The sequence below is a fragment of the Pseudomonas sp. FP2196 genome (genome assembly GCF_030687715.1).
Taxonomy (GTDB): Bacteria; Pseudomonadota; Gammaproteobacteria; order Pseudomonadales; family Pseudomonadaceae; genus Aquipseudomonas.
Map to the genome: position 1 here is coordinate 4,297,954 of NZ_CP117445.1, position 25,451 is coordinate 4,323,404.

Annotated in this window: 22 protein-coding genes; 9 read left to right on the plus strand and 13 right to left on the minus strand. The window is 58.0% G+C overall.

All coding sequences use genetic code 11. The features are described 5' to 3' along the window. Positions 1–209: 209 nt before the first annotated feature. Positions 210–575, plus strand: coding sequence for an Mpo1-like protein (locus PSH79_RS19190; protein WP_305439023.1), 366 nt, complete (start codon positions 210–212; stop codon positions 573–575). Between the two features lies 1 nt (position 576). Here the strand turns inward: PSH79_RS19190 and PSH79_RS19195 are convergent, their stop codons facing one another. The 3 genes from PSH79_RS19195 to PSH79_RS19205 all read right to left on the minus strand — a co-directional run bounded on the left by PSH79_RS19195 (position 577) and on the right by PSH79_RS19205 (position 2,735). Then, on the minus strand, positions 577–1,371 hold the full coding sequence (locus tag PSH79_RS19195; RefSeq protein ID WP_305439024.1) for an acyl-CoA thioesterase II: 795 nt from the start codon (positions 1,369–1,371) through the stop codon (positions 577–579). 240 nt (positions 1,372–1,611) lie between these two features. Beyond that, positions 1,612–2,376, minus strand: a complete 765-nt coding sequence (locus PSH79_RS19200) for a CHAD domain-containing protein (protein ID WP_305439025.1) — start codon at positions 2,374–2,376, stop codon at positions 1,612–1,614. An 80-nt stretch (positions 2,377–2,456) separates the two neighbouring features. Further along, positions 2,457–2,735 carry a hypothetical protein gene (locus PSH79_RS19205; RefSeq protein WP_305439026.1) on the minus strand — a complete coding sequence of 93 codons (279 nt, stop codon included), beginning with the start codon at positions 2,733–2,735 and terminating at the stop codon, positions 2,457–2,459. A gap of 215 nt (positions 2,736–2,950) precedes the next feature. On the opposite strand from PSH79_RS19205, the gene PSH79_RS19210 reads away from it, so the two are divergent. Further along, positions 2,951–3,997: a patatin-like phospholipase family protein gene (locus PSH79_RS19210; RefSeq protein ID WP_305439027.1), complete on the plus strand. Its 1,047-nt coding sequence runs from the start codon at positions 2,951–2,953 to the stop codon at positions 3,995–3,997. Positions 3,998–4,139: 142 nt separating this feature from the next. Here PSH79_RS19210 and PSH79_RS19215 read toward each other — a convergent pair whose 3' ends face one another. The 6 genes from PSH79_RS19215 to kdpF all read right to left on the minus strand — a co-directional run bounded on the left by PSH79_RS19215 (position 4,140) and on the right by kdpF (position 12,248). Further along, the gene (locus tag PSH79_RS19215) at positions 4,140–4,838 is read right to left on the minus strand and encodes a response regulator (RefSeq protein ID WP_305439028.1); all 699 of its coding nucleotides are present in this window, start codon (positions 4,836–4,838) and stop codon (positions 4,140–4,142) included. Positions 4,839–4,886: 48 nt separating this feature from the next. Continuing rightward, the gene (locus tag PSH79_RS19220) at positions 4,887–7,538 is read right to left on the minus strand and encodes a sensor histidine kinase KdpD (RefSeq protein WP_305439029.1); all 2,652 of its coding nucleotides are present in this window, start codon (positions 7,536–7,538) and stop codon (positions 4,887–4,889) included. Positions 7,539–7,683: 145 nt separating this feature from the next. Continuing rightward, the gene (kdpC, locus tag PSH79_RS19225) at positions 7,684–8,229 is read right to left on the minus strand and encodes a potassium-transporting ATPase subunit KdpC (RefSeq protein WP_305439031.1); all 546 of its coding nucleotides are present in this window, start codon (positions 8,227–8,229) and stop codon (positions 7,684–7,686) included. Between the two features lie 144 nt (positions 8,230–8,373). Then, on the minus strand, positions 8,374–10,431 hold the full coding sequence (gene kdpB / locus PSH79_RS19230) for a potassium-transporting ATPase subunit KdpB (protein WP_187677700.1): 2,058 nt from the start codon (positions 10,429–10,431) through the stop codon (positions 8,374–8,376). A gap of 24 nt (positions 10,432–10,455) precedes the next feature. Then, the gene (gene kdpA / locus PSH79_RS19235; RefSeq protein WP_305439032.1) at positions 10,456–12,150 is read right to left on the minus strand and encodes a potassium-transporting ATPase subunit KdpA; all 1,695 of its coding nucleotides are present in this window, start codon (positions 12,148–12,150) and stop codon (positions 10,456–10,458) included. An 8-nt stretch (positions 12,151–12,158) separates the two neighbouring features. Continuing rightward, on the minus strand, positions 12,159–12,248 hold the full coding sequence (gene kdpF, locus PSH79_RS19240; protein ID WP_007899818.1) for a K(+)-transporting ATPase subunit F: 90 nt from the start codon (positions 12,246–12,248) through the stop codon (positions 12,159–12,161). Between the two features lie 399 nt (positions 12,249–12,647). Here kdpF and eat point away from each other — a divergent pair, with 399 nt between their 5' ends. From eat to PSH79_RS19255, 3 genes are all read left to right on the plus strand, one after another. After that, entirely contained in the window at positions 12,648–14,012 is a 1,365-nt protein-coding gene (gene eat / locus PSH79_RS19245; protein ID WP_305439033.1) for an ethanolamine permease, read from the plus strand. A 131-nt stretch (positions 14,013–14,143) separates the two neighbouring features. Further along, entirely contained in the window at positions 14,144–14,311 is a 168-nt protein-coding gene (locus PSH79_RS19250) for a DUF2897 family protein (RefSeq protein ID WP_103305695.1), read from the plus strand. Positions 14,312–14,447: 136 nt separating this feature from the next. Beyond that, complete coding sequence (locus PSH79_RS19255) at positions 14,448–15,005, plus strand: TetR/AcrR family transcriptional regulator (RefSeq protein ID WP_305439034.1); 558 nt, start codon at positions 14,448–14,450, stop codon at positions 15,003–15,005. On the opposite strand, the gene fabF is transcribed toward PSH79_RS19255, so the two are convergent. From fabF to PSH79_RS19275, 4 genes are all read right to left on the minus strand, one after another. After that, on the minus strand, positions 15,002–16,276 hold the full coding sequence (gene fabF / locus PSH79_RS19260) for a beta-ketoacyl-ACP synthase II (RefSeq protein WP_305439035.1): 1,275 nt from the start codon (positions 16,274–16,276) through the stop codon (positions 15,002–15,004). The genes PSH79_RS19255 and fabF overlap by 4 nt on opposite strands. 32 nt (positions 16,277–16,308) lie before the next feature. Further along, positions 16,309–17,103, minus strand: coding sequence for an SDR family oxidoreductase (locus PSH79_RS19265; RefSeq protein ID WP_305439036.1), 795 nt, complete (start codon positions 17,101–17,103; stop codon positions 16,309–16,311). A gap of 210 nt (positions 17,104–17,313) precedes the next feature. After that, positions 17,314–17,649 carry a ComEA family DNA-binding protein gene (locus PSH79_RS19270; protein WP_305439037.1) on the minus strand — a complete coding sequence of 112 codons (336 nt, stop codon included), beginning with the start codon at positions 17,647–17,649 and terminating at the stop codon, positions 17,314–17,316. A gap of 110 nt (positions 17,650–17,759) precedes the next feature. Then, positions 17,760–19,754 (minus strand): nucleoside-diphosphate sugar epimerase/dehydratase, encoded by a 1,995-nt coding sequence (locus PSH79_RS19275; RefSeq protein WP_305439038.1) that lies wholly within the window; start codon positions 19,752–19,754, stop codon positions 17,760–17,762. A gap of 356 nt (positions 19,755–20,110) precedes the next feature. Here PSH79_RS19275 and PSH79_RS19280 point away from each other — a divergent pair, with 356 nt between their 5' ends. From PSH79_RS19280 to PSH79_RS19295, 4 genes are all read left to right on the plus strand, one after another. Continuing rightward, entirely contained in the window at positions 20,111–22,255 is a 2,145-nt protein-coding gene (locus PSH79_RS19280; protein ID WP_305439039.1) for a glucosyltransferase domain-containing protein, read from the plus strand. Between the two features lie 201 nt (positions 22,256–22,456). Continuing rightward, on the plus strand, positions 22,457–23,566 hold the full coding sequence (locus PSH79_RS19285) for a DegT/DnrJ/EryC1/StrS aminotransferase family protein (RefSeq protein WP_305439040.1): 1,110 nt from the start codon (positions 22,457–22,459) through the stop codon (positions 23,564–23,566). 1 nt (position 23,567) lies between these two features. Next, a complete protein-coding gene (locus PSH79_RS19290; RefSeq protein ID WP_305439041.1) occupies positions 23,568–24,503 on the plus strand; it encodes a glycosyltransferase family 2 protein in 936 nt (311 codons plus the stop codon). Continuing rightward, positions 24,500–25,450 carry a WxcM-like domain-containing protein gene (locus PSH79_RS19295; RefSeq protein ID WP_305439042.1) on the plus strand — a complete coding sequence of 317 codons (951 nt, stop codon included), beginning with the start codon at positions 24,500–24,502 and terminating at the stop codon, positions 25,448–25,450. Before PSH79_RS19290 ends, PSH79_RS19295 begins: the two co-directional genes overlap by 4 nt. Position 25,451 lies beyond the last annotated feature (1 nt).

Here is a 25,451-nt window from a genome sequence, read left to right on the forward strand (position 1 = left end):
TCATCGCGAGCAGGCTCACGCCTACAGTGGATCTGTGGCAATCACAAATCTCCTGTAGGCGTGAACCTGCTCGCAATGGCGTCCATCCAGGCAACATCGAATCCTGCGATGACGCCTATCACTTCAATAGCCAACCTTGATTCGCCGCCCTCCCGTCCCCGGCCTATTCTTCAACCCATGTGTTCAACATGGATCGAGGAGTAGTCAACATGGGTAAACGTCATCCCAACCTTCCCGCGTGGCAATGGCGCGCGTACCCGAACAACCACAAGCATCCGACCAATCTGGTGCTGCACCTGATTGCCGTGCCGTTGTTTATCGTCGCGTTTCTGCTGATCGTTTCCGGGGTGTTCAGCTTGAGCCTGGCCAGTGTGGCCATCGGTGTGATCGGTATCGTCGCGGCGCTGGGTTTGCAGCGCCACGGTCACCGCTTGGAGGCGCAAGCCTCCGAGCCGTTCAGTGATCGCAAAGATGCCGTGTCACGCCTGCTGGTCGAGCAGTTTCTGACCTTTCCGCGTTTCTTCCTCAGCGGCGGTTGGTGGCGCGCCTGGGTTGAGCGCCACCGTCGACACTGATTCAGGCAAAGATCGTGACGGTCTGGCGACTCATCGCGATCAGTTCCCCTTCAGCGTTCCAAAGCTTGGCGGCAGCATGACCGTAGCCGTCGACGGCGTACTCGGTTTCAACCTGATATTTGCACCAATCCAACGTACTCACATCGCGCAACGGCTGAACGAATTCGATAGTCCAGGTCAGCGTACTGCCCGCTGCCACTTTCTTCAGGTGTGGCAACAGTGACGGCGGCCAGGCATCCACCAGCGCCAGAATGTGCGACTCAGTGACAGGCTCCTCCTTCACATCTCCCCGCAAACGCACCCAACCGCCCATGTCTCGCGACGTATTGCCCGTGAATGGCAGACCGCCCACACTCCAGCGCATCGCCAAATGGCGCATGAACTCCGGTGTTACACCTTTGATGTATGGCAACTCCTGACAGTCGTCCCAAGGCTTCATCTGCGGAGCAGGAAGTGCCGGCACTACGACTTCCGACGCTCGTGAGGCGCCAAAACTACCTTGCACCAGCGTTACCACTTGACCGTTCTGCATGGCCCGGCCAAGCACTTGGCTGACGGCTTTGCCTTCACGCAGCACATCGACCTCGAAACTCACCGGCACTTCTGGCTCGACCGGGCCGACAAAGGTGATCGCCAGCGAACGCACCGGGCGCTCCGCCGGCACCCTGGCGCGCATGGCTTCGTATTGCAGCGCAGCCACCAGGCCACCGAAACTGGCGCGGCCCTGCGCCCATTCGGCGGGAATGGTCAGCTCAGGTTGGCGGCGGACGGCATCGAGCAAATCGCAAAAGCGCATGGCAACCTCAAAAAGCGGAAAGAGAGTGCAGGGATCTTAACCAGCCCGGCAGAGCGCCGCAGCGTCTATTCCGGTCAAATGGGCTGACAGATAGGCCTTACGCCAATTTCAAACCAAATGAAAAACCACTGTGGGAGCGAGCCTGCTCGCGAATGCGGTGGGTCAGACAACAATGATGTCGACTGACATGACCTCATCGCGAGCAGGCTCGCTCCCACAGGAATTCAGGGCGATTCGAGATTATTTGAAGCAGGTGGAACTGAGCTTTTCCAGGACCCGATCCGCTTTGACTTCAGCCTTGATCATGGTCGCCTGCCACGTCGCGACACACGGCTGCAGATCCGCTTCCTGCTCGGCTTTGGCCAGCCACTGCCAGCAGTCGTGCCAATCGCCCAACGCACCTTGTGCCGACTTCAAGCGCTCCAGCGCCGGCTTCGGTAAGCCATCCAGTTCGGGATAGGCTTCGATGCCGTAACGCACACGCTTGATCAGCAGGCGCAGGCGATGCCGGTCGTGGGCCGGATCGTGCAGTGCCTCATCGAGTTTCTGCCACTGCTTGCCGAGGCGTTTTTCGATGCGCTTATCCAGTCCTTTGAGCAAACCCTGACGCTGGGACGCGCGCAGGAACCGCGGGAAAGCGTCAAGGATCATCAGCAGCGAGGCCACTTCATGACTCGCCGCCAGCGCCGGATAGGCTTCGGCCATTTGCGCCATGCGTTTTTGCGCAGCAACGGGGTGATCGTGTTCGAGCAGGTACGCCGCCAGCACTTCGCGATCACGCCACGGCGTGGTCACCTGGCCGACCGCCGACGCCGCGCCTTCCAGTTGCTCGACACCCGGCAAACCACGCAACGGCCGCAACAGACTGCGCAGCCGCCGCACCGTGGTGCGCAGATCATGCAGCGCCTCGGGATCGGTGCGCGCTGTCATTCGCGCCTGACAGGCCAGCAGCCGCACTTCCAGGCTCAGGATGTGAGCCACCAACCGGTCAACCAAAGCAGACATCACTTGCTCCTGATTCAAAATGGCTTGCGGGATGAGTCTGCAACTTTGCAGCCGCGTCCCGCTTGCGCTATGTCAGCAGCTTAGCGACCGGCGCGAGATTCGCGAATGTAGAAACGCGCCTTCTCGGCTTTCTTGCTGCAACCTTCAAAGCCCTCGAATTGCTGCTGGGTCTTGGCCGCCGTCAGCAACGACAGTGCTTTGGAATAACTGACGGTGCCGGCAAAGCCTTCGGCCTTGGCCAGATCCAGCTCATGCCATGCGGTGTCGAGCTGGCTGCCGCAGCTGTCGCGATAGGCGGTTTTACCGGCGCAGCCGGCCAATGCCATGGCAATCAACGGTACACAGATCCAGGCTTTCATCACTCACACCTCAAAATAGGTCAACAGTCGTGCAGGTAAGACGGTCGAGCGGCGAAAAAGTGCCTTGCCCACCCGGAATCTGCGGTTTCGAAAGGATAGCGCCGAGTGGTGATGGAGTATCGAAAAAACGACGCCTTCACCGCATCGAACGACCGCGCCGATTGTCGCCCTTCTTCGATGAGTGCATTGTGAAACCTTGTCGGGGAGGAAGTTTGATGAAAAAGCGTGTCGCATTGGTGCTGGGCTCCGGAGGCGCCCGGGGCTATGCCCATATCGGGGTCATTGAAGAGATCGAACGCCGCGGTTACGACATCGCCTGTATTGCCGGTTGTTCGATGGGCGCGGTAGTCGGCGGAATCTACGCTGCCGGCAAACTCGACGAGTACAAGAACTGGATCGAAAGGCTGGATTACCTCGACGTGTTGCGGCTGGTGGACGTGAGCTTTCGCCTCGGCGCGATTCGCGGCGAGAAGGTCTTCGGCCAGATCCGCAAGATCGTCGGCGAGATCAACATCGAAGACCTGCGCATTCCTTATACCGCCGTCGCCGCTGACCTCACCAACCAACAGGAAATCTGGTTTCAGGAAGGCTGCCTGCATCAAGCCATGCGCGCCTCGGCGGCGATTCCCAGCCTCTTCACCCCAGTGATGCAAGGCAACCGGATGTTGGTCGACGGTGGCATTCTCAATCCGCTGCCGATCGTGCCGGTGGTGTCCAGCCATTGCGATCTGATCATCGCGGTCAATCTCAACTCGACCAACCAGCGGCATTACAAATTGCCGGTGATCCAGCGCCCGCCAGCCTTTCGTTCGCGGTTCGACAGCCTGATCAACTCGCTGGGCTCGAAGATGCCGTTCCGCCGTAAACAAGCCGAACAATTGCTGCGACTGGAGCAGGAAGCATTGCGCGCCGAAGCCGCGGACATCAACCCGTGGCTGGAAGGCGTCGAGCCCGAAGCCCAACAACCCGCCGCTGCGCCCGAGCGCGAAGGCGCACCGAAATCCGCCACCGGTTCGTTCATCATCGACAACGTCGGACCGGCGTCATTGCTGGACTTGATCAACCAGAGTTTCGAGGTGATGCAAACCTCCCTAGCACAGTACAAGATCGCCGGGTACCCGCCGGATATCCTGATCAACGTGCCGAAACGGGTGTGCCGTTTTTTCGAGTTTTACAAGGCGCCGGAATTGATCGCGCTGGGGCGGGAAATTGCTCGGGATACATTCGATCGGTATGAGAGCGAGCAGAACAGAGAGTCCTGAAGTTCTCGGCTGACCGTAAGGGCCTCATCGCTGGCAAGCCAGCTCCCACAGGGTTCTCGGTGTGATTGAAGCTTGGGTTTTCACACAGGCCACTGTGGGAGCTGGCTTGCCAGCGATGAGGCCAGAAAGGACAACACCAATCTCAAAGGTTGTTGTCGCTAATCAACCGATACCCAACCCCCGCCTCAGTCACGATAAACCGCGGCCGGGTCGGATCATCCGCCAGTTTCTGCCGTAAATGCCCGACCACGATCCGCAAATAATGACTGTCCTCGGTATGGGTTGGCCCCCATATATCCTTGAGCAATTGCTGCTGGGTGATCACTCGCCCCGGATGCCGCGCCAGTTGCGCCAGCACCGCGTATTCCTTGCGCGTGAGGGCCACTTCGACGCCATCGAGCAGCACGCGCCGATAAGCCAGATCCACGGTCAACGGGCCAAAATTCAGCGCCGCCTGCTGCGCCTCTCCCGCCGGTGCCTGACGCAGCAGCGCGCGCACCCGGGCGAGAAACTCCTGAATGCCGAATGGCTTGGTCACGTAGTCATTGGCGCCGCCATCCAGCGCCTGGACTTTCTGCCCTTCACTGGCCCGCACCGACAGCACCAGTACCGGTGCAGTGGCCCACTCACGAAACTCGCGCAGCACTTGCTGACCGTCCATGTCCGGCAGGCCGAGGTCGAGCACCAGCAAATCCGGTTTGTTCAGTGCCGCCTGCGCCAAGCCTTCGGCCCCCGTGCCCGCCTCCAGCACTTTGTAGCCTTGTGAAGCGAGGCTGATGCGCAGGAATTTACGGATCTGCGGTTCGTCATCGATGACCAAAATGGTCGCGGTCTGGCTCATGAATTCACATCAACACGAAAGATTGGCAAGAGAGTAGCGCAGTCGCGATCAGGCTTCATCGTCCATCCCCGGTTGCGCCTGCAACGGCAAGTGCAGGGTGATGCAGGTTCCGCGTCCGTCGATGCCGTCGGCGACGCTGATTCGCCCACCGTGAGCGCCGACCATGCCCTGACAGATCGCCAGCCCGAGGCCGGTGCCCTGCCCGCCGCGATCGCCCCGTGCAGCGGTGTAGAACATGTCGAAAATCTTCGCCCGCTCGTCTTCCGGAATCCCGGGGCCTTCATCGCTGACCGAGAAGAAAATCTCTTGGTCACTCGCCCCCGCGCTCAGTTGTAGACGACCATGGGTCGGCGAGAAGCGTGCAGCGTTTTCCAGCACGTTGACCAGCGCCTGTTCGATCAACGCCGCATGCACATACAGCAAGGGCAATTCGGCCGGCACATCGGTGCTGACCTGCAACGGCGCCAACACCGCGCGCAGGCGATTGAGCGAACTGCCAACGATGTCGGCTGGCGAAACCCAGTCTCGCGCCAGCTTCAGCGCGCCGTGGCCGAGGCGAGTCATGTCGAGCAGGTTCTGGATGTAGCGGTCGAGGCGCTCGGCTTCATCGCGGGTGCCTTCGAGCAGTTCGCGGCGATCCTCCAGCGGGATGGCTTCGCCCAAGGCCAACAGGCTGTCGATGCTGCCGCGCATCGACGTCAGCGGCGTACGCAAATCATGGGATACCGAGGCCAGCAAGGCGCTGCGCAATTGCTCGGTTTCGCCGTGCAGGCGCGCCGCTTCCAGGTCATCTGCCAGTTGCGCGCGGGCCAGTGCTTGCGCCAACGGCTGACTCAACGCCGTGAGCAAGCGACGGCGCTGGCCGCTCAACGTCTGACCTTCTTTGGCGCAGACCCCGAGCAAGGCCAACGGCCCGTCCTCAACCGACAGCGGCCACCACCACCAACGCCCGAACGGCAAGGTGCCGGTGCCCATGCCCGCCGGTTGATCGTGCTGCCATGCCCAGTCGGCGGCAGCACGTTCGGATTCGGTAAATTCCAGCGGCCCGCCGGTTTCGACTTTCCAGCCGCCCTGCCCGTCCCGGTTGAGCAGGCACAGTTGCAGATCGCTCCACCCGTTGAGGTGTTGCGCAGCGGCGCTGACTACGGCTTGGCGGTCGGTGGCGGCAGTGAGTTTGCGCGACAGATCGAGCAGCTCGGTGGTCTCTTCCTGGGTGTCGCGCAACGCCTGCAACTGCCGACGCTGACGCGCCGCGAGGTTACCGGTGAGCGCCGCCATCAGCAGGAAGAACAGCAAGGTCAGCACGTCTTCTTCACGCTGGATGCTGAACGAGAAATTCGGCGGGATGAACAGAAAGTCGTAGGTCAGAAACGACAACGCGGCACAAGCCAGCGCCGGGCCGAGGCTGCTGCGCACCGCCACCAGCAACACCGCCGCGAGGAACACCAGCGAGATGTTCGGCAGCGGCAACACACTCGACACCGCCCACGCCAAAGCAGTGGCCAACACCGTGGCGACCAGCGCCAGCGCATAGTCGAACCACACCAGTGTCGGCGCTGATCGTTGGCGCGGCTGATGCTGCTCTTGATCGCTGTCGAGGACGTTGATTTCCAGGCCATGAGCCTGACGCAACAACCGCGCGGCCAGACCGCCGCCGAAAAGGCGACGACGCAGACGCGGCCGGGACTGGCCGACCAGCACCAGACTCGCGCGACGTTCGGCGGCATGCTGGACCAGGGTTTTAGCCACCTCTCCGGCGCGCAGCAACACCACTTCGCCGCCAAGGCGTTCGGCCAGTTGCTGGGCGCTTTGCAGGCGCAGACGCGATTGCTCGTCGCGCACCGTGCCGTTGTCGACGTGCACCAGACTCCAGGGCAGATGCCGACGCTGAGCAACCCGACTGGCGTGGCGCACCAGGCGCTCGGCCTGCGCATCGCCATCAACCCCGACCAGCAAACGCCCACGCACGGCCGGGGCCGCTTGACCGAGTTGGCGATAGCCTTGGGCGAGATCGTTATCGACCTGCGCCGCTGCGGTTTGCATCGCCAGTTCGCGCAGTGCGGTGAGGTTGGTCTGGGTGAAAAATGCATCGATGGCGGCGCGTGCCTGCTCCGGCACGTAGACCTTGCCTTCGCGCAGACGCTCGAGCAATTCTCGCGGCGGCAGGTCGATCAGCAGCAGTTCGTAAGCTTCTTGCAGTACCCAGTCCGGCAGGGTTTCGCGTACTTGCACGCCGGTAATGCCGCGCACTTGATCGTTGAGGCTTTCCAGATGCTGGACGTTGACCGTGGTGAACACGTCGATGCCGGCGGCGAGCAGTTCCTGAATGTCTTGCCAGCGTTTGGCGTGGCGGCTGCCGGGGGCGTTGCTGTGGGCCAGTTCATCGACCAGCACCAGTTTTGGCTTGGCCGCAAGGATGCCGTCCAGGTCCATTTCTTCGAGCAGTACGCCACGGTATTCCGAGCGTACCAGCGGCTGCTGTGGCAGGCCGCCGAGCAGCGCTTCGGTCTCGGCACGGCCGTGAGTTTCGACGACGCCAGCAATGACTTTCACGCCTTGGCGCAGTTGGGTATGGGCGGCCTGGAGCATGGCGTAGGTTTTGCCGACGCCGGGCGCGGCACCGAGGAAAACCTTGAGCCGGCCACGGCCGTCGCGGGGCAGGTCTGCTAACAGCGCGTCGGCGCGGCCGGAATCGCTCATCTGGGATTGCCTTGTTCGGTTTGAAATGGAGGTGAAGCGTTAAAAGATCCCAGCCTGCGGCAGCGCCTACAGGGGGTACGCCGATCCAGATTGCTGGTGTACGCCGACCCAGTGCAGGAGCTGCCGCAGGCTGCGATCTTTTGATCTACAGCTTTTCCAGTGCCATGTTCAGCTCCAGCACATTCACCACTGGCGGCCCTACCAGCGGCTGTTCGATATGGGCATCAATCAACTGCTGCACGGTCGACACCGGCAAGTTGCGAGCGGCCGCAACACGCGCCAGTTGATAGGCAATTGCCGCCGGTGGCAAGTGCGGATCGAGGCCGCTGCCGGAGGTGGTCAGCAATGCCAACGGCACCGGGCCTTGCCCAGGAACTTGCAGCTTGTTGGCTTCGTCGATCACTCGAGTGGCCAGTGCCGGGTTGCTTGGCGCCAGGTTGCTCGCGCTGCTGGAAACCGTAGCAAACGCACCGGCCGATGGGCGTGGATGGAACCACGCATCGCCGACGAAATCCTGTGCGATCAGGGTTGAGCCGCGGACTTTGCCGGCGGCGTCCTGGACCAGGCTGCCGTTGGCCTGCGCGGGGAACGCGACTTGGGCGACGCCAGTGACGACCAGTGGGTAGGCAACGCCGGTGACCAGGGTCATCAGCACCAGCAGGCTCAGGGCCGGACGTATCATTGTGGACATTGCAAAATCCTCGAATTCAAAAACAGATACAGCGTTAATCAGTCGGACCGTGTCGAGTTAATTGCCAGCAGGCTGGCTCCCACAGGAGAACGCACTTCAAAAGCAGGAGCCACGGTGCGACGATTCGACCTGCTCGCGAATGGGTCAAACCAGATGCAACGCCGTGAGCAACATGTCGATCGCCTTGATCCCCACGAACGGCACCAGAATCCCGCCCACCCCGTAGATCAACAAATTGCGTCGCAGCAACGCCGCCGCACTCGCCGCTTGCACGCGCACACCGCGCAGAGCCAGCGGAATCAGCACTACGATGATCAACGCGTTGAACACAATGGCCGACAGAATCGCGCTCTGCGGACTGGTCAATTGCATGATGTTCAGCACGCCCAGTTGCGGGTAAATCGAGGCAAACAGCGCCGGCAGGATCGCGAAGTATTTGGCCACGTCGTTGGCGATGGAAAAGGTCGTCAGCGCACCGCGAGTCACCAGCAATTCCTTGCCGATCTGCACCACGTCCAGCAGCTTGGTCGGGTCGCTGTCGAGATCGACCATGTTGGCTGCTTCACGCGCGGCCTGTGTGCCGTCGTTCATCGCCATACCGACGTCAGCCTGCGCCAGCGCCGGGGCGTCGTTGGCACCGTCGCCGCACATGGCGACGAGGCGACCGTCGTTCTGCTCGTGACGAATACGGGCGAGTTTTTTCTCCGGGGTGGCTTCAGCCAGCACGTCATCCACGCCTGCTTCAGCGGCGATTGCAGCGGCGGTCAGCGGGTTGTCACCGGTGACCATCACCGTGCGAATCCCCAGTTTGCGCAGCTCGGCAAAACGCTCGCGGATACCGGGTTTCACTACGTCCTTGAGGTGGATCGCACCGAGCAGTTTGCCGTCGACGCAGACCAGCAACGGTGTACCGCCGCTCTGGGCGATCTTGTCGATTTCTCGCGACAACGCCGGGGCGAGATCGGAGCGTTTTTGGCCGATGAAACTCAGCAGCGAATCCACTGCACCTTTGCGATAAACGCGGCCCTGATAGTCGACACCGGACAAGCGGGTTTCAGCGCTGAACGGCACGGCAGTCAGGGTTTCCGGCGACGGCTCGGGCTGCGGATGCAGACCGCGCAGGTACTCGACGATGGATTTACCCTCGGCAGTTTCGTCCGCCAGCGAGGCGAACAGCGCGCCCTCGGCCAGATCGCGACCGCTGACGCCCGGCGCGGCATACACCGCGCTGCAACGACGGTTACCGAAAGTGATGGTGCCGGTCTTGTCCAGCAACAGCACATGCACGTCACCGGCCGCCTCTACGGCACGGCCAGACTTGGCGATCACGTTCAGGCGCACCAGACGATCCATCCCGGCGATACCGATCGCCGAGAGCAGGCCGCCGATGGTGGTCGGAATCAGCGTGACCAGCAGCGCCACCAGGAAGACCAGCGGCAGGCTGCCGTTGGCGAAGCGGGCGAACGGTTGCAGGGTCACGACCACAACCAGGAAGATCAGGGTCAAACCGATCAGCAGGATATCCAGCGCGACTTCGTTCGGGGTCTTTTGGCGCTTGGCACCTTCGACCAACGCGATCATGCGATCGAGGGTCGATTCACCGGGGTTGGCGGTGATCTTTACCAACAGCCAGTCGGATACCAATCGCGTGTTGCCGGTGACCGCCGAACGGTCGCCGCCGGACTCGCGGATCACCGGTGCGGATTCACCGGTGATCGCCGCTTCGTTGACCGCGGCGATACCTTCGATGACTTCGCCGTCACCGGGGATCATCTCCCCTGCTTCGACACGGACTACATCGCCCTTGCGCAGACTGGTAGCCGGCACAACCTGGAAGCTGCCGTTAGCTTGTTTGCGTCGGGCGCTGAGGCCTTCGCTGCCGGCCTTGAGGCTGTCGGCGCGGGCCTTGCCGCGACCTTCGGCCAAGGCTTCGGCGAAGTTGGCGAACAGCACGGTGAACCACAGCCACAGAGCGATTTGCGCAGCGACGAAAGTCGGCACATCAGCGTCCGGAATGAAGCACAGCACAGTGGTGAAAATCGCGGTCAGTTCGACCACCAGCATCACCGGCGAACGCTTTAATTGTCGCGGATCGAGCTTGACGAACGCTTGCACCAGCGCCGGACGCCACAGCGCCGAGATCGCGGTTTTCGCTTGTTCCGGTGCCTTGGCAGCAGCGGGTTTGATTGCAGGCATATTCATGATGCTGCTCCTAAAAAGAGAGGCTTAGAAGCCCATGCTCAGATGTTCGGCAATCGGGCCGAGCGCCAGAGTCGGCAAGAAGGTCAGGCCGCCCACCAGCAAAATGGTCACGGTCAACAGGGTCACGAACAGCGGGCCGTGAGTCGGGAAGCTGTTCTGCCCGATCGGTGCGGTTTTCTTCATCGCCAGGCTGCCGGCCAAGGCCAGAACCGGAAGGATGTAACCGAAGCGACCGATCAACATGCCCAGACCGAGCATCAGGTTATGGAACGGTGTGTTGGCGCCTAGGCCACCGAACGCCGAACCGTTGTTGGCACTGGCAGAGGTGTAGGCGTAGAGCAACTGGCTGAACCCATGCGGGCCGGGGTTGCTGATGGTCGCTGCTGCACTGGGAACCGCTGCGGCAATCGCACCGAGCACCAGCACGCCGACCGGCATGACCAGCAGGGTCACCACCAGCAATTGCACTTCCCGCGCCTGGAGTTTCTTGCCGAGGTATTCCGGCGTACGGCCAATCATCAGACCGGCGAGGAACACCGCGATCAGCACGTTGAGCAACATGCCGTAGAGCCCGGCACCGACGCCGCCGAAGATCACTTCGCCGACCATCATGTTGACCAGTGCAACCATGCCGCTTAGCGGATTGAGGCTGTCGTGCATGCCGTTGACCGAGCCGTTCGAGGCCGCCGTCGTCGTCACCGACCACAGCACCGTGGCGGTGGTACCGAAGCGCGCTTCTTTACCTTCCAGCGGTGCGGTCTGTTCAACAGCAGCGTTGTTCAGAGTCGGGTTCGGCTGATATTCGGCCCACAGCGAAGTCGCGCCGCCGATCAGGAACAGCGCCAGCATGCAGGCGATGATCGCGCGGCTCTGACGCAGATCCTTGACGTAGTGACCGAAGGTGAACACTAGCGCTACCGGGATCAGAATGATCGAAGCGACTTCGAACAGGTTGCTCCACGCAGTCGGGTTCTCGAACGGGTGCGCCGAGTTCACGCCGAAGAAGCCACCACCGTTGGTGCCCAGTTGCTTGATCGCAATCTGGCTGGCGGCCGGGCCGAGCGGGATCACCTGATCAACGCCCTGCATGGTCACAGCATTAACATACTGAGCGAAGGTTTGCGGCACGCCCTGCCAGACCAGATACAGCGCCAACAGCAAGCACAGCGGCAGCAGACCATAGAGGGTGGCACGAGTCATGTCGACCCAGAAGTTGCCAAGGGTTTTAGTCGACTTGCGACCGATACCCCGGCACAGCGCAACCAGTACGGCGAGGCCAGTGGCGGCGCTGACGAAGTTCTGCACGGTGAGGCCGACCATCTGGCTCAGGTAGCTGAGGGTCGCTTCACCGCTGTAGGACTGCCAGTTGGTGTTGGTCATGAAACTGACCGCGGTGTTGAACGCCTGCGTCCACTCCTGACCCGGCAGGTTCTGCGGGTTGAGCGGCAGGTGATCCTGGAACAACAGAATCGCGAACAGCAGCAGAAAACCGGCAAGGTTGAATGCGAGCAGCGCCAGCGTGTATTTCTGCCAGCTCTGCTCAGCCTGCGCATCGACACCGGCAATGCGATAGCAACCGCGCTCGACCGGGCCGAGAATCGGCGTCAGCCAGGTGCGCTGACCTTCCATCACTTTGTAGTAGAAGCGCCCGAGGAACGGCGCCGGCAACAGAACCACCGCAAAAAACGCGAGGATCAGCCAATAGTCATAACTGTGCATAGCCGCTCCTAGTTCCGATCCGCGCGCAACAGCGCAACCAACAGATAAATGAACAGCCCCACTGCCAATAGCAGTGACACCCCGTCCAGAACGCTCATGGAAGATCTCCGTGTTACGGCGTATTGCCGCGTGTGGAGTGATTGTCGGGAAGGAGGCTGTAAAGGAACGAGAGCGAGGGGTGTGGCGGGGCATAAAGAAAGCGTAAAGAGTGGGTTTATGCGGGCGTTACAGCAGGTTTTTGCGCCGTCAGGCCGGGCCTCTTCGCGAGCAGGCTCGCTCCCACAATTTGAAATGCCTTCCCCTGTGGGAGCGAGCCTGCTCGCGAAGACGGCATTACCGCCAACATCGCACTCAACTGGCGCACAAAACGCAGCTATCCCGCCGCGAACATCCCCGATACGACAGCTTTCAACTCATTACGACTTGTTTCACCGCGATGGCACGCCCACTGCACACGCCCTCCCCCGAGCTTTCCAAACCGTTCAGGGAGCAAACGCATGAACACACAACTCAAACCCACACTGGGCACGCTGCACCTGTGGGGCATTGCCGTGGGGCTGGTGATTTCCGGGGAATACTTCGGCTGGAGTTACGGTTGGGGCGTGGCCGGCACGCTGGGTTTTCTGGTGACCTCATTCATGGTCGCGACCATGTACACCTGTTTTATCTTCAGCTTCACCGAACTGACCACGGCGATTCCCCACGCGGGCGGGCCATTTGCCTATAGCCGCCGTGCGTTCGGGGAAAAAGGTGGATTGATCGCCGGGCTGGCGACGCTGATCGAATTTGTCTTCGCACCACCGGCAATTGCCTTGGCCATCGGCGCCTACTTAAATGTGCAGTTTCCGGCCCTCGATCCGAAACACGCAGCAGTCGGTGCGTATATCGTCTTTATGGGGTTGAACATCCTTGGGGTGAAACTGGCGGCAACCTTCGAGCTGATCGTCTGCGTGCTGGCTGTCGCTGAATTGCTGGTGTTCATGGGCGTGGTCGCTCCAGCGTTCAGTTTCAGCAACTTCGCGCTCAACGGTTGGGCCGGTTCGGATGTGTTCGGGGCACCCGCAATTGCCGGGATGTTCGCGGCGATCCCGTTTGCGATCTGGTTTTTCCTGGCGATTGAAGGCGCAGCGATGGCTGCCGAAGAAGCCAAGGATCCGAAACGCACGATTCCCAAGGCTTACATCAGCGGCATCCTGACCCTGGTGCTGCTGGCTATGGGCGTGATGTTCTTTGCCGGTGGCGTCGGCGACTGGCGCACCCTGGCGAACATCAACGATCCCCTGCCGCAAGCCATGAAAACCGTGGTCGGCGACAACTCCGGCTGGCTGCACATGCTGGTATGGATCGGCCTTTTCGGGTTGGTGGCGAGTTTCCACGGGATCATCCTCGGTTATTCGCGCCAGTTCTTCGCCCTCGCCCGCGCCGGTTATCTGCCCGCTTCGCTGGCCAAGCTGTCGCGCTTCCAGACGCCGCACCGGGCAATCATCGTCGGCGGCATTATCGGCATTGCCGCGATCTACAGCGACGGCCTGATTAACCTCGGCGGCATGACCCTCACTGCCGCGATGATCACCATGGCCGTGTTCGGCGCCATCGTGATGTACATCATGAGCATGCTCAGCCTGTTCAAGTTGCGTAAATCCGAACCGAATCTGGAGCGCACCTTTCGCGCGCCGTGCTACCCGCTGGTGCCGATGATTGCACTGGTGCTGGCGGTGGTCTGCCTGGTGGCGATGGCATGGTTCAACACGCTGATCGGGTTGATCTTCCTTGGGTTCATGGCGGTCGGTTTCGGCTACTTCCTGCTCACCGGCCAACTGCGTGCCAACGCGCCGGCCGATGCGATGCTGACCGGTCAATGAGGGATTGATCGGGTGCACCGGGCATAACGGGCCTAGAATGGAACCACTGCGAGTTCACTTCGCTCAAAAGTTGTATGCAGCGGTTCACGGCGCAATCCTCGCCCACCGATCTGCCTTTAAGGAGAGCCGTTATGCCTTGGTATGCCTGGTTGATTCTGGTTGTTGCAATCGGCTCGATCGTTGGCGGATTGATGATGTTGCGAGACACCGCCAACAAGGTCGAACTGACCGATGAAGAACGTAAGCGCGTTGCGCAACGCAACGCGGAAATGGATGCAAAAGAAGCACAAGATCGTTAACAAAAACCCCGCCTGATTGGCGGGGTTTGTTTTTCAGATCCGTATCGGCGTTTCCGCATGCTTTTTAGAAGTAGAAGTACAGTCACCATTTAATTTTCCTTGGTTAAGATGGCGGCATTGTTGCGGAGAGTTCCCGATGCGTTACTCGCAGGATCATAAAGCCCAGACACATCAGCGCATTATCAAGGAAGCGTCGGCACGATTTCGCAAGGACGGGATCGGCGCAACCGGACTGCAGCCTTTGATGAAAGCCCTGGGACTGACCCATGGCGGCTTTTATTCGCACTTCAAATCCAAAGACGAGTTGGTTGAAAAGGCACTGCAAGAGGCAAGCGATCAAGTCGATGGGTTATGCGCTGAAATTTTTGCGCAAGACAATCCGCTGCAGGTGTTCATCGACACCTACCTTTCAGAATGGCATCAGACATCCCCTCATGAAGGCTGTCCCCTGCTGACCATCTCTTCGGAACTGGGACTGCGCGGACAACCCAGCCCAACCAGCGACATCGTACTCAACGCGCGACTGAGCCAGATCGAGAACACCCTGCAAGGTGACAACAGCGCCGAACGGGCCATCGTCATCATGTCGACTTTGGTTGGCGCGCTATTGTTGTCGCGCAGTGTCGCGGATGCCGAGTTTGCGCAACGCATTCTCGACATCACCCGCGACCATCTCAAGCAAGCAGAAGGCTAAGCCTGCCATCGCTTGAACAACACGCTGGCATTCACCCCACCAAAGCCAAAGCCGTTGGACAATGCATATTCGATCGGCATTGATCGGGCCTGGCCATGGACGATGTCCACGCCTTCACTGGCAGGATCGGGGTTGTCGAAGTTGAGCGTCGGCGGTACCACCTGATCACGTATCGCCAACAGCGTGAAGATCGCTTCGAGCCCACCGGCAGCGCCGAGCAGATGACCGGTAGCGGATTTGGTCGAGGTCACGGCGATTTTGTTCTGCGAGCCGAACACACTTTTGATTGCTGCCAGCTCACCAAGATCACCCACCGGTGTGGAAGTGGCGTGTGCGTTCAGATGCTGCACCTGATCCGGCGTGATATCGGCCTGAACCAAAGCCAACTCCATTGCACGCCGTGCACCACTGCCGTCTTCAGGCCCGGCAGTCAGATGATAGGCGTCGGCGGTGGTGCCGTAACCAACCAATTCTGCCAAGGGTTTCGCACCGCGTGCCAAAGCGTGTTCCAGCGACTCAATCACCAGCAGGCCCGCCCCTTCGCCCATGACAAAGCCGTCACGACCGCTGTCGAATGGACGTGAGGCGCGCTCCGGGGTGTCGTTATAGCCGCTGGACAGCGCTCGTGCCGCGGCGAAACCCGCCAGACTGACCCGGTCAATCGCAGCTTCCGCCCCACCGCACACCGCGATATCCGCTTCACCGGCCCGAATCATTCGCGCAGCGTCTCCAATTGCCTGCACCCCGGCGGCGCAGGCAGTTACCGGCGCGCCCAATGGACCTTTGAGACCGTGCTGAATCGACACGTGGCCGGCCGCCAGATTGACCAGAAAGGATGGAATGGTAAAGGGCGACAGTCGTCGTGGGCCGCGACTGTCAGTCGTGCGAACGGCGTCGGCTATGGCACCAAAGCCGCCGACACCGGAACCGATGATCGTCGCGGTGCGTTCCTGATCTCTACCCTCTTTTGGATGCCAACCGGCTTGCTCCAGCGCCTGTCGGGCCGCCTCCATGGCAAACATGATGAAGCGGTCCATCTTCTTCTGTTCTTTAGGCGGCGTGGCACGGTCAGGATCGAACCCCGCCTCGGCATCCTCTTCCAGGGTTGGCACCGCACCACCGATTTTCGCAGGCAAATCAGCGACCACCGCATCCGGCAGGCTGCGCAATCCCGAACGCCCGGCCAGCAAACGCTGCCAAACGACTTCGACGCCGCTGCCCAAAGGTGATACCAGGCCCATGCCCGTGACGACTACTCGACGCTGATCCATACCGCGTATACCTCTCACCGATTCAGAAGAACTTATTTGTAACGACTGGCAGCCGAACTGCGCGACAGATTCGGTGCCATCACGTGACGCGCGGCGACAAAAGCATGCCACTCGCCTGCATCCGGCAAAGACGGGATGGTAATGAGTTCACCTTGATCCAGACCGGCCAGCGCTGCATCCACCATCTCGCCGGCCTCCATCACCATTTCCGCAGGAATACCGCTGGCGTCGATCCCGGAGCGCTCCCAGATTTCCGTGCGGGTCACGCCGGGCAACACCGCTTGCACCTTGACCCCGGTGCCGTCGAGTTCGGCATTCAGCGATTGGGTAAGGCTCAACACGTAAGCTTTGCTGGCGCTGTAAGTGGCATTGAAGCGCTCAGGAAACAGCGCAACAACCGAGGCAATGTTGATGATCGTGCCATGACCCGCCTTGGCGAAACTCGCCGCAGCGGCCGATGCCAGTCGGGTGACCGTAGTGACATTGAGCTGGATCAGACGCTCCAGATTCTCCAGATCGGCGTTGGCCAACAGACCATCAGCCGCAACACCTGCGTTGTTGACCAACAGGCTGATGCTCGAATCACTGCGCAGACGCTGCTCCAGCTTGAGTACGTCATCCTTTTTCGTCAGATCCGCCTTCATCACTTCCACCTGAACGCCATGAGCCTCGCGCAACTGGCTCGCGGCATTTTCCAGGCGCTCCAGATCACGGGCGACCAACAACAAATCGAACCCACGCGCTGCCAACCGCTCAGCGTAAATCGCACCGATACCGGACGATGCACCCGTGACAAGAGCCGTACCTTGGGCTGCAACAGAATTCATGACCGTACTCCTGAAATGCTTGAGGGATCGCCTCTGAATCCTTTTGATGCAGAGCGCGTGGGAATTATTATAGGCATAATCTTACAGCAATATGATAGACGTAATTTTTAATTGTCAGACGAGCGTGCTCTTGGTTTCCCCAGGCAAACGCGTTACCCGAAAAACAAAAAGGCCGGTCAATGACCGGCCCCTTGGCGTTGAACAATCAGCTTAGTTCACTTCCAGCTTATCGCGATTGCGATCCAGGATCGCCTTGCCGATCCCCTTCACTTCCAGCAACTCATCGACCGAGGAGAACGGCCCGTTTGTTTCTCGATACGTAACAATCGCCTTGGCCTTGGCCTCACCTACACCTGACAGTTCTTTTTGCAGCGTCGCCGAGTCGGCTTCATTGAGATTGATTTTCGCAGTTTGGGAAGATACTGCAGCGTCCATCACGATCGGTGCCTTAACGGGCTCCGACGGCGCGACGGGCGCTGCAATCGCAGCAATCGAGGCACTGGTGAGGAAGGCAAAAACCAAGGAGTAGAAGTAACCGGTACGCATAAGTGACGCTCCATCATCATTTGAGAAAGCAGCTTTTCCGAAGCTGCTCCTCAAAAGTAGGTGATGGTTGGCGCATGTCAAAAATGTGTGCGTTACAGAATGTGAAACAATCAGGGCTCGATGCGGCGTTCCTGGTAGATCCAGTCGACGATCTCGCCGTCGGGGGTGTAGCCGCTGACGGTTTCGCGTAATAGCTGGCGAACGCGCGAGTAATCATCCTCATCAACCGCCGCCAGCAAATTGGTTAGCCTAACCTTCAACACTTCCCAAGGTAGATGATCCTCATTGGCCATCATGATCATCGGATGCGGAGTGGCCGCAACGTTTTCGCCGATCAGTAACTCCTCGTAGAGCTTTTCACCTGGACGCAATCCGGTGAACTCGATGGATATGTCCCCCTGTGGATTGCGTTCAGAGCGAATGCTCAATCCCGAAAGGTGGATCATTTTTTCCGCCAGCTCGACAATCTTGACTGGCTCTCCCATATCCAGCACGAACACATCACCGCCCTGCCCCATTGATCCAGCCTGAATCACCAACTGTGCCGCCTCGGGGATGGTCATAAAGTAGCGAGTGATCTTCGGATGGGTAACAGTCAGCGGCCCCCCGGACTTGATCTGGCTGTGGAACAACGGAATCACCGAACCGGAAGAACCCAGCACATTGCCGAAACGCACCATCGTGAAGCGGGTTTTGTTGACACGAGAAATGTTGGAACTGTCGCCAAACAATACCGGCGCAATCTCACGGCTGAGAGCCTGAAGGGTCAACTCGGCCAAACGCTTAGTACTGCCCATGACGTTAGTCGGACGCACGGCCTTGTCAGTAGAAATCAATACGAAGTTCGATACGCCAGACTGCAGTGCCGCCTGTGCGGTGTTGAGGGTGCCGATAACGTTATTCAGAACACCTTCAGCGATATTGTGCTCAACCATCGGTACATGTTTATAAGCTGCAGCATGGTAAACCGTATCGACCTTCCACGTTTTCATCACGTCGAGCAGCTTGTCCTTATGACGGATCGAACCGAGGATCGGCAGCAGCTTGACGGGTACCGACTCGCGACAGCCACGCTGCTCCAGTTCCGAAAGGATGCTGTAGAGGTTGAACTCGCTGTGTTCAAACAACAGAAGGGTGGTCGGTTGCAGGGAAAAGATCTGTCGGCACAGTTCAGAGCCAATTGATCCCCCTGCCCCGGTAACCATGACAATCTTGCCTTTGATACAGCGCTCCAGCAGTTCAGGCTGAGCCGGTACTGCATCGCGTCCCAGCAAGTCGGCAATATCGACTTCCTGAATGTCTTCGACCTTCACTCGTCCGCTGGCCAGATCAGTGAAATTGGGAACACTGCGCACGTGTAACGGGAATCCCTCGAGCAGATTGAGGATTTCCCTGCGTCGAGCACGTGTGGAAGACGGCAGCGCAAGGAGAATTTCCTGCGCACCGGTCATGTCGATCATTTGCTGAATATGCTTGGGCTTGTAGACCTGAAGGCCGGAAATCGAGCGATCCGAGATACCCGGGTCATCATCTATAAAGGCGACCGGGCGCATTACCCTGCCCATACGCAGTGCCGCAACCAACTGATTACCCGCAACACCTGCCCCATAAATTGCTACTTTGGTCAGCCCGTCGTCACGATTGGTGAACGGCACATGCTGGGCTGCGGTGAACCAGTCCCCCATGAAGTAATGGCGCATACACAAACGCAGGCCGCCAATAATCACGAGGCTCAGCCACCAATAATTGAAAATGATTGAGCGCGGTACGACGGCTTCGTGATTGCTGTACCAGTACACCACCAGCGCCAGAATCAATGAAGACAAACTGACCGCCTTGATGATCACCACCAGTGCGTCGTTGCCGAAATAGCGCATGACTGCGCGGTACATGCCAAACCGGATGAACAGCGGAATGGCCACAATGGGAGCGCAGATGAACAGCCACAAGTGCACTTTGAACGGATTGACCATCTCGTCGATACCCAGGCGGACAATAAACGCCAGCCACAGCGCAAGCCAGACGAGGCATACGTCAGTCAACACTTGAATCAATCGCTTCTGGCGACGCGGCAATCCCAGCAAAAATTCGCGCATTCTGTTCATACTCCCCTGTACCAATCTGGCCTGCTCCCTATGGTTGAATCGGCGGTTGACATTGTACGGAGATGGGGACACTCGTTACAGAAAAAAGAATAGGTCGGTCAACGTGTTTGCCAACCTATGTACTCGATTTCAATTACTCAGACCACATCAGCTACTTTTCCGTTCAGCGGAAGAAATTCTATCGACTGTACCTGGCGTGCTACTGCGACAGGCCTTGACGAGCGAGTATACTCCCGGGCGCCTCTGCGGCCCGCTTCAGGGCTGCGCGAGACATCGGCAGTTACACAACCTGAGCGTCGTATCTTACGCGCCCGGGAAATTAACAATCAGAAAGTATAGGGAAGCGAGCACATTTTATGCACAACGGGTTCAGGATAAATATAAAGACGCTTGCAAAATGGACAGCGCTGGTCGTCATCCTGACGTTGGCATTATCCTGGTTACTTCTGAAAAGTCCGATATTGACGCCGAAGCTAAAAATCGAAACCCTTGAATTCCCTGCTGAAAAGTCACAATTATTCTACAAACGACTCTCCCCCTATACCGAGCAAAACTCTTCCTATACAAAACTGGATGGGTCCCGCACTGCATTTCAGTTCAGCCTGCCAGTGTATGACGATGACCTGCGCTGGGACCCACTCGAAAAAGCGGGGGACTTCTATCTGACATCGGTGAGTATTAACTTGCTCGTCTACCGCTCAGTGATCCCGATGGAGAATGTGACCCCCTCTTTTCAGCTACAAAAAGGCATTCGCAACAACCGAACTTTCTTTATTGCGCCGGCTGGATCAACAGACCCACAGATCAACATTCACATAGACAGTGCACATCTGGACAAAGTAAGAGTGGGTATGGCTTTTACCTTGGGTGCATTGATTGCACTGGCTATCGTCATATGGATCAACTGGCACACGGCTATTCTTGAATATTTACAACGGGAAAGTGGCTGGATCGCACGCTTGAAAGGCGTGCTGAAGAGAGACGGTTTCTCGCCAACAGAGTTTTCAGCACTGCTGGGCGTCGGAATTCTTCTTAACCTGATTCCCATGAGCAGTTTCTTCTTGTCGGTGGACGACGAGGTCGGGGCTTTTCGCACGGATCCTTCAGTCTGGATCTCGGACGGGCGGTGGACTGCATTTCTGGTAGAGAAATTCATCTTCCCATTACCGGTTCTACCTTTTGCTCCGAACCTGTTCTTCTATATCTGTCTCGCCGCGTCATATATGGTTATATTACGTGCTCACAGCCTGAAATTCAGTTGGATTACGACGTTAGCTTACTGTGCATTTGTCGCACATCCAATCTGGTGGTTTATTGGAGAGTTTTACTCAAACCTGCCTTCCACCGGGTTTGGAGTAATGTGTCTGTCTATCGCTGTATACATCACCTCACGTCTAAACCTTAGCGCTCGAATAAATCGGGGCCAGATACTTCAATTCACCAGCGCCGGCTTTTTTCTCTCACTGGCTATTGGCGCCTATCAGTCGCTGGCAATGTTTTATTTAGTGGTCGCTATCGGCAGTATCATATTCGCCGCCAGAGACACGGCAGACGACCAACCAACGGCTTTGTTAACGCTAGTTAAAAAATTAGCTGCATTGGCAGCCGTATTTCTGAGCGGTTTGATTTTGTATGCGATTTTTAACAAGGTCGCAAAATATTTTTACCCGGTAAATTACGGCTACCTGGACAGTTTCCTCAAAATAGATGAACTGCTTGCAAATCCACTGCTGATCACAAAGCTGACCGTCAATGAGATGTTCAAGATCTATACGGGAGCGGTGCAAAGCTTCGGCGTCAGTTTCTTCATTTCCGCAGTGATCCTCGGTATTGCCACAATACTCCTTGTTACGCAAAAAACGCTGATTGCCTCCGCTCGCATGTTGCTGCTTATCGGCGCCTTGCTACTGTCGCCGTTCCTGCTGCATTTTGTTACCGGGGGGGCCTTTCTCCCAATGCGTTCCATGCTGGCCGTGTCGTTCATCACTTGGCTCAGCGTCATGGTCATTCTTGAAAAACGCGGCTCTTTACAGGTTTTGGGCCTGATTCTGACTTCAGTACTGATTTTCCAGATGGTAACGATCAACAGCCAGTACGCTGCCAGCACGATACTGGCGACGACCCATGACCGCCTTACGGCAGAAGCCATCTATGCCCGGATAGCAGAGGTCGACCCTCATTTCGATCGAGAATCCAGGGCACCGGTTGATGTATATGGAAAGTTTTCCTTCAATAGCCGCTATCCGTCCCCTGACTCTTCGACGATGAGCGCTTCCTTCTTCGACTGGGATGAAGGCAACGCCAACCGGATGCTCAAATACATGCAACTGGTCGGTTTCAGCAATGTCTTCGCGCTCCATCCTAAGATACGTACAGAACTGACCCCCAAGTTCAAGGATATGCCGGTCTGGCCAGCGCCCGGTTCTGTTCGACTGGATAACGGTGTCTACCTAATAAAGCTGTCAGAAAAACCCGACCCCACCCATGCAAAGTATCAATGAAGCGATCAGCGTTACCTGCGAATGGAGCTCCTTCCGAGCTCCAGTTGCCAAACAGATATGCAGCCGAGACGTTGAACAACAGCTATTTTGATTCATCGCACATTGCGTACGAACAGGGTGGATTGCCCGACATGGGCGTTAACATCTGTAGTAACATTTCACCGATCATCAAGTGCTCCGCCATATCTTTCTGGATAAATCATGGAAGTGAATCAAACCGTTCCGTTGTTTTCTGCAGCCGCGGCGAACGCAGGCATAGACTTCTCCGAACCCCTAATGCGGGTGGTCAATCGGCACTGGTACATCATGGGCGAGGAGGTCAAAGCCTTTGAGCGCGAATTTTCCGACTATGTAGGCGTCGAGCATTGCATCTCTGTCGCAAATGGCTCCGAAGCATTGGAGATCGCTTTGCTTGGGCTTGGAGTAGGCCCGGGTGATCGTGTGATTACTGTGGCCAATGCCGGCTTTTACAGCAGCACGGCCATTCGTGCAGTGGGCGCCGAACCGGTGTACGTCGATGTCGCCGAGCATTCAATGACCATGTGCCCGGCCTCGCTGGAAAAAGCACTGTCCAAGCCAGCCAAAGTTGTAATCGTCACTCACCTTTATGGTCAACTTGCTGAAATCGAAACACTGGCAAAAATGGCAAGAGCGGCGGGTGCAGCGGTGCTGGAAGATTGCGCGCAGTCTCATGGTGCAAGATCATCCAGCGGACAGTGTGGCTCCTTCGGTGATCTGGCCTGCTTCAGCTTTTACCCGACGAAGAATCTCGGAGCTCTGGGTGATGGCGGCGCAATCGTTACGTCCTCCACCGAAATCGCCGAACGCTTGCGTACGCTTCGCCAGTATGGCTGGTCGACCAAGTATCACGTCACCACAGCTCAGGGCCGTAACAGCCGCCTCGATGAAATGCAGGCTGCGATTCTTCGCGTGAAATTGCCTCTGCTGGATCAATGGAACGAACAGCGCCGGTATATCGCTCGCCGATACACCGAGGGTCTTAAAGGTCTTCCGGTCACCCTTCCAGTCAGCCTGGGCAGCGATTTTGTCGCGCATTTGTTTGTTTTGCGTGTAAAGGACAGAGAGGCCTTCAGCCTGTATCTGAAAGAGCATGGCGTCAGCACCGATGTTCACTATCCGGTACCTGATCATTGGCAAACGGCTTATAAGCTGACCGAGCAATTCGACTTGCCAGTTACCGAATCGGCATGCTCGCAACTTGTGTCTTTACCTTGTTTCCCCGGGCTGACGGAATCTCAAGTAGACCGCGTCATTGAAGTGGTCGAAAGTTACTTCAAGCAGAGGACTTAACGTGCTCTCGCTCGTCATTCCTGTCTATCGCAACGAAGAATCACTTCCTTCACTGTTGAAGGCTGTCGACAATCTGAATGTCGAGCTCCAGGGAGCGCTGGAAGTTGTGTTTGTTGTAGATGGAAGCCCGGATCGCTCGTATGAAATTCTGCGCGACAGCCTGCCACTGCAACGTTTCGCATCGCAGTTGATTCTACTGTCGAAGAACTTTGGTTCTTTCATGGCGATCAGAACCGGCTTGCAGTATGGCAAGGGTCGGACTTTCGCGGTAATGGCTGCCGACCTGCAGGAACCACCTAGCCTGGTCCTGACGATGAATCGCGTCCTGAATACCGAGCCAGTCGATGTTGTCGTGGGCGTGCGCGAAAGCCGTCAGGATCCTTTCCTGTCGAAGCTGGCGTCGAAAACATTCTGGGGTCTATACAAGCGGTACGTTATTCCGGAAATGCCGGCCGGCGGCGTTGACATGTTCGGCTGCAATCTGGAGTTTCGTGACAACTTGCTGAAACTTGAAGAGCGGCATAGCTCATTGATCGCCCAGATTTTCTGGCTCGGCTTCCGTCGTCAGGTTGTTCACTATTCCCGAGTGGCCCGAGAGCACGGAAAGTCCGCGTGGACGCTGCGTAAGAAAGTCAATTACCTGATGGATAGCGTTTTCTCTTTTACCGACCTGCCGATTCGATTATTGATCCGGATCGGCGCAGTAGGTTCGGCGCTTTCTGCACTCTATGGCGTCAGTGTCGTTCTGGCCAAGTTAGGTGGCCTGATCGACGTGCCTGGCTATGCCATGACGCTGTTTACCATCACGTTGTTGGGCAGCCTCAATCTGCTCGGCCTGGGCGTGATCGGTTCTTACGCTTGGCGCACGTATGAAAACACTAAAGGCCGCCCTCTGGCTATCCCTATGAAAGTTGCTGAGTTTGGAGCCAACAAATGAGTGATTCACGGGATTTTTTCGTTCATGACCGTGCGATTTGTGAATCGTCCACTATTGGCGCCGGCTCGCGAATCTGGGCTTTTGCCCACGTGCTGCCGAACGCCCGGGTCGGCGCCGAGTGCAATATCTGCGATAACGTGTTCGTCGAGAACGACGTCATCATCGGTGACCGCGTGACGCTGAAATGCGGCGTGCAAGTCTGGGACGGCATCACCATCGAGGACGATGTCTTCGTCGGACCTAATGTCACATTCACCAACGACAAGTTCCCACGCAGCAAAATCTATCCGGAAGCATTCGCCCGAACCATTATTCGTAAAGGTGCCTCCCTCGGCGCCAACTCGACGATTCTGCCGGGCATTACCATTGGCACTTCGGCCATGATTGGTGCAGGCGCAGTGGTCACCAAGTCAGTTCCGCCCAATGCCATAGTGGTCGGCAACCCGGCAAAAATCATCGGTTATGTCGATGCCAAGCCTACCGATGGCGCACTGGTAGAAAACCCGGTGAAAGTCGGCAAATCGGATGTCTACCCTTGTGGCGTTACTTTGCACCGCATGATGGAAGCCGTCGACATGCGCGGCAGCCTGAGCGTTGGCGAATGCGGCAAGGATGTGCCGTTTGAAGTGAAGCGTTACTTCCTGGTGACCAACGTTCCGACGGCAGAAACCCGTGGCGAGCACGCCCACCGGGAATGTCACCAGTTTCTGGTAGCGGTCAAAGGCACAGTGCACGTCGTTGCCGACAATGGTAAGCACCGTCAGGAATTCGTTCTGGACAACCACACTCTGGGCCTGTTCTTGCCAGCGATGACCTGGGGAATTCAGTACAAGTATTCGGCAGACGCCGTCTTGCTGGTATTCGCCTCGGAACACTACATGGCCGACGATTACATCCGTGACTATGATCAATTCCTGATAGAGAAGAAACAGCAGGCAGTTTCGTAAG

Bases quoted from the DNA above. Each gene is read 5' to 3' on its own strand.
- kdpF (WP_007899818.1), bottom strand. From the start codon at position 12,248: ATGAGCGTTCTGGACGGGGTGTCACTGCTATTGGCAGTGGGGCTGTTC.
- PSH79_RS19275 (WP_305439038.1), bottom strand. From the start codon at position 19,754: ATGAACAGAATGCGCGAATTTTTGCTGGGATTGCCGCGTCGCCAGAAG.
- PSH79_RS19250 (WP_103305695.1), top strand. From the start codon at position 14,144: ATGCCTTGGTATGCCTGGTTGATTCTGGTTGTTGCAATCGGCTCGATC.
- kdpA (WP_305439032.1), bottom strand. From the start codon at position 12,150: ATGCACAGTTATGACTATTGGCTGATCCTCGCGTTTTTTGCGGTGGTT.
- PSH79_RS19205 (WP_305439026.1), bottom strand. From the start codon at position 2,735: ATGAAAGCCTGGATCTGTGTACCGTTGATTGCCATGGCATTGGCCGGC.
- kdpB (WP_187677700.1), bottom strand. From the start codon at position 10,431: ATGAATATGCCTGCAATCAAACCCGCTGCTGCCAAGGCACCGGAACAA.
- PSH79_RS19200 (WP_305439025.1), bottom strand. From the start codon at position 2,376: ATGTCTGCTTTGGTTGACCGGTTGGTGGCTCACATCCTGAGCCTGGAA.
- eat (WP_305439033.1), top strand. From the start codon at position 12,648: ATGAACACACAACTCAAACCCACACTGGGCACGCTGCACCTGTGGGGC.
- PSH79_RS19195 (WP_305439024.1), bottom strand. From the start codon at position 1,371: ATGCGCTTTTGCGATTTGCTCGATGCCGTCCGCCGCCAACCTGAGCTG.
- PSH79_RS19270 (WP_305439037.1), bottom strand. From the start codon at position 17,649: ATGCGTACCGGTTACTTCTACTCCTTGGTTTTTGCCTTCCTCACCAGT.
- PSH79_RS19215 (WP_305439028.1), bottom strand. From the start codon at position 4,838: ATGAGCCAGACCGCGACCATTTTGGTCATCGATGACGAACCGCAGATC.
- kdpC (WP_305439031.1), bottom strand. From the start codon at position 8,229: ATGTCCACAATGATACGTCCGGCCCTGAGCCTGCTGGTGCTGATGACC.
- fabF (WP_305439035.1), bottom strand. From the start codon at position 16,276: ATGGATCAGCGTCGAGTAGTCGTCACGGGCATGGGCCTGGTATCACCT.
- PSH79_RS19255 (WP_305439034.1), top strand. From the start codon at position 14,448: ATGCGTTACTCGCAGGATCATAAAGCCCAGACACATCAGCGCATTATC.
- PSH79_RS19295 (WP_305439042.1), top strand. From the start codon at position 24,500: ATGAGTGATTCACGGGATTTTTTCGTTCATGACCGTGCGATTTGTGAA.
- PSH79_RS19220 (WP_305439029.1), bottom strand. From the start codon at position 7,538: ATGAGCGATTCCGGCCGCGCCGACGCGCTGTTAGCAGACCTGCCCCGC.
- PSH79_RS19285 (WP_305439040.1), top strand. From the start codon at position 22,457: ATGGAAGTGAATCAAACCGTTCCGTTGTTTTCTGCAGCCGCGGCGAAC.
- PSH79_RS19265 (WP_305439036.1), bottom strand. From the start codon at position 17,103: ATGAATTCTGTTGCAGCCCAAGGTACGGCTCTTGTCACGGGTGCATCG.
- PSH79_RS19210 (WP_305439027.1), top strand. From the start codon at position 2,951: ATGAAAAAGCGTGTCGCATTGGTGCTGGGCTCCGGAGGCGCCCGGGGC.
- PSH79_RS19190 (WP_305439023.1), top strand. From the start codon at position 210: ATGGGTAAACGTCATCCCAACCTTCCCGCGTGGCAATGGCGCGCGTAC.
- PSH79_RS19280 (WP_305439039.1), top strand. From the start codon at position 20,111: ATGCACAACGGGTTCAGGATAAATATAAAGACGCTTGCAAAATGGACA.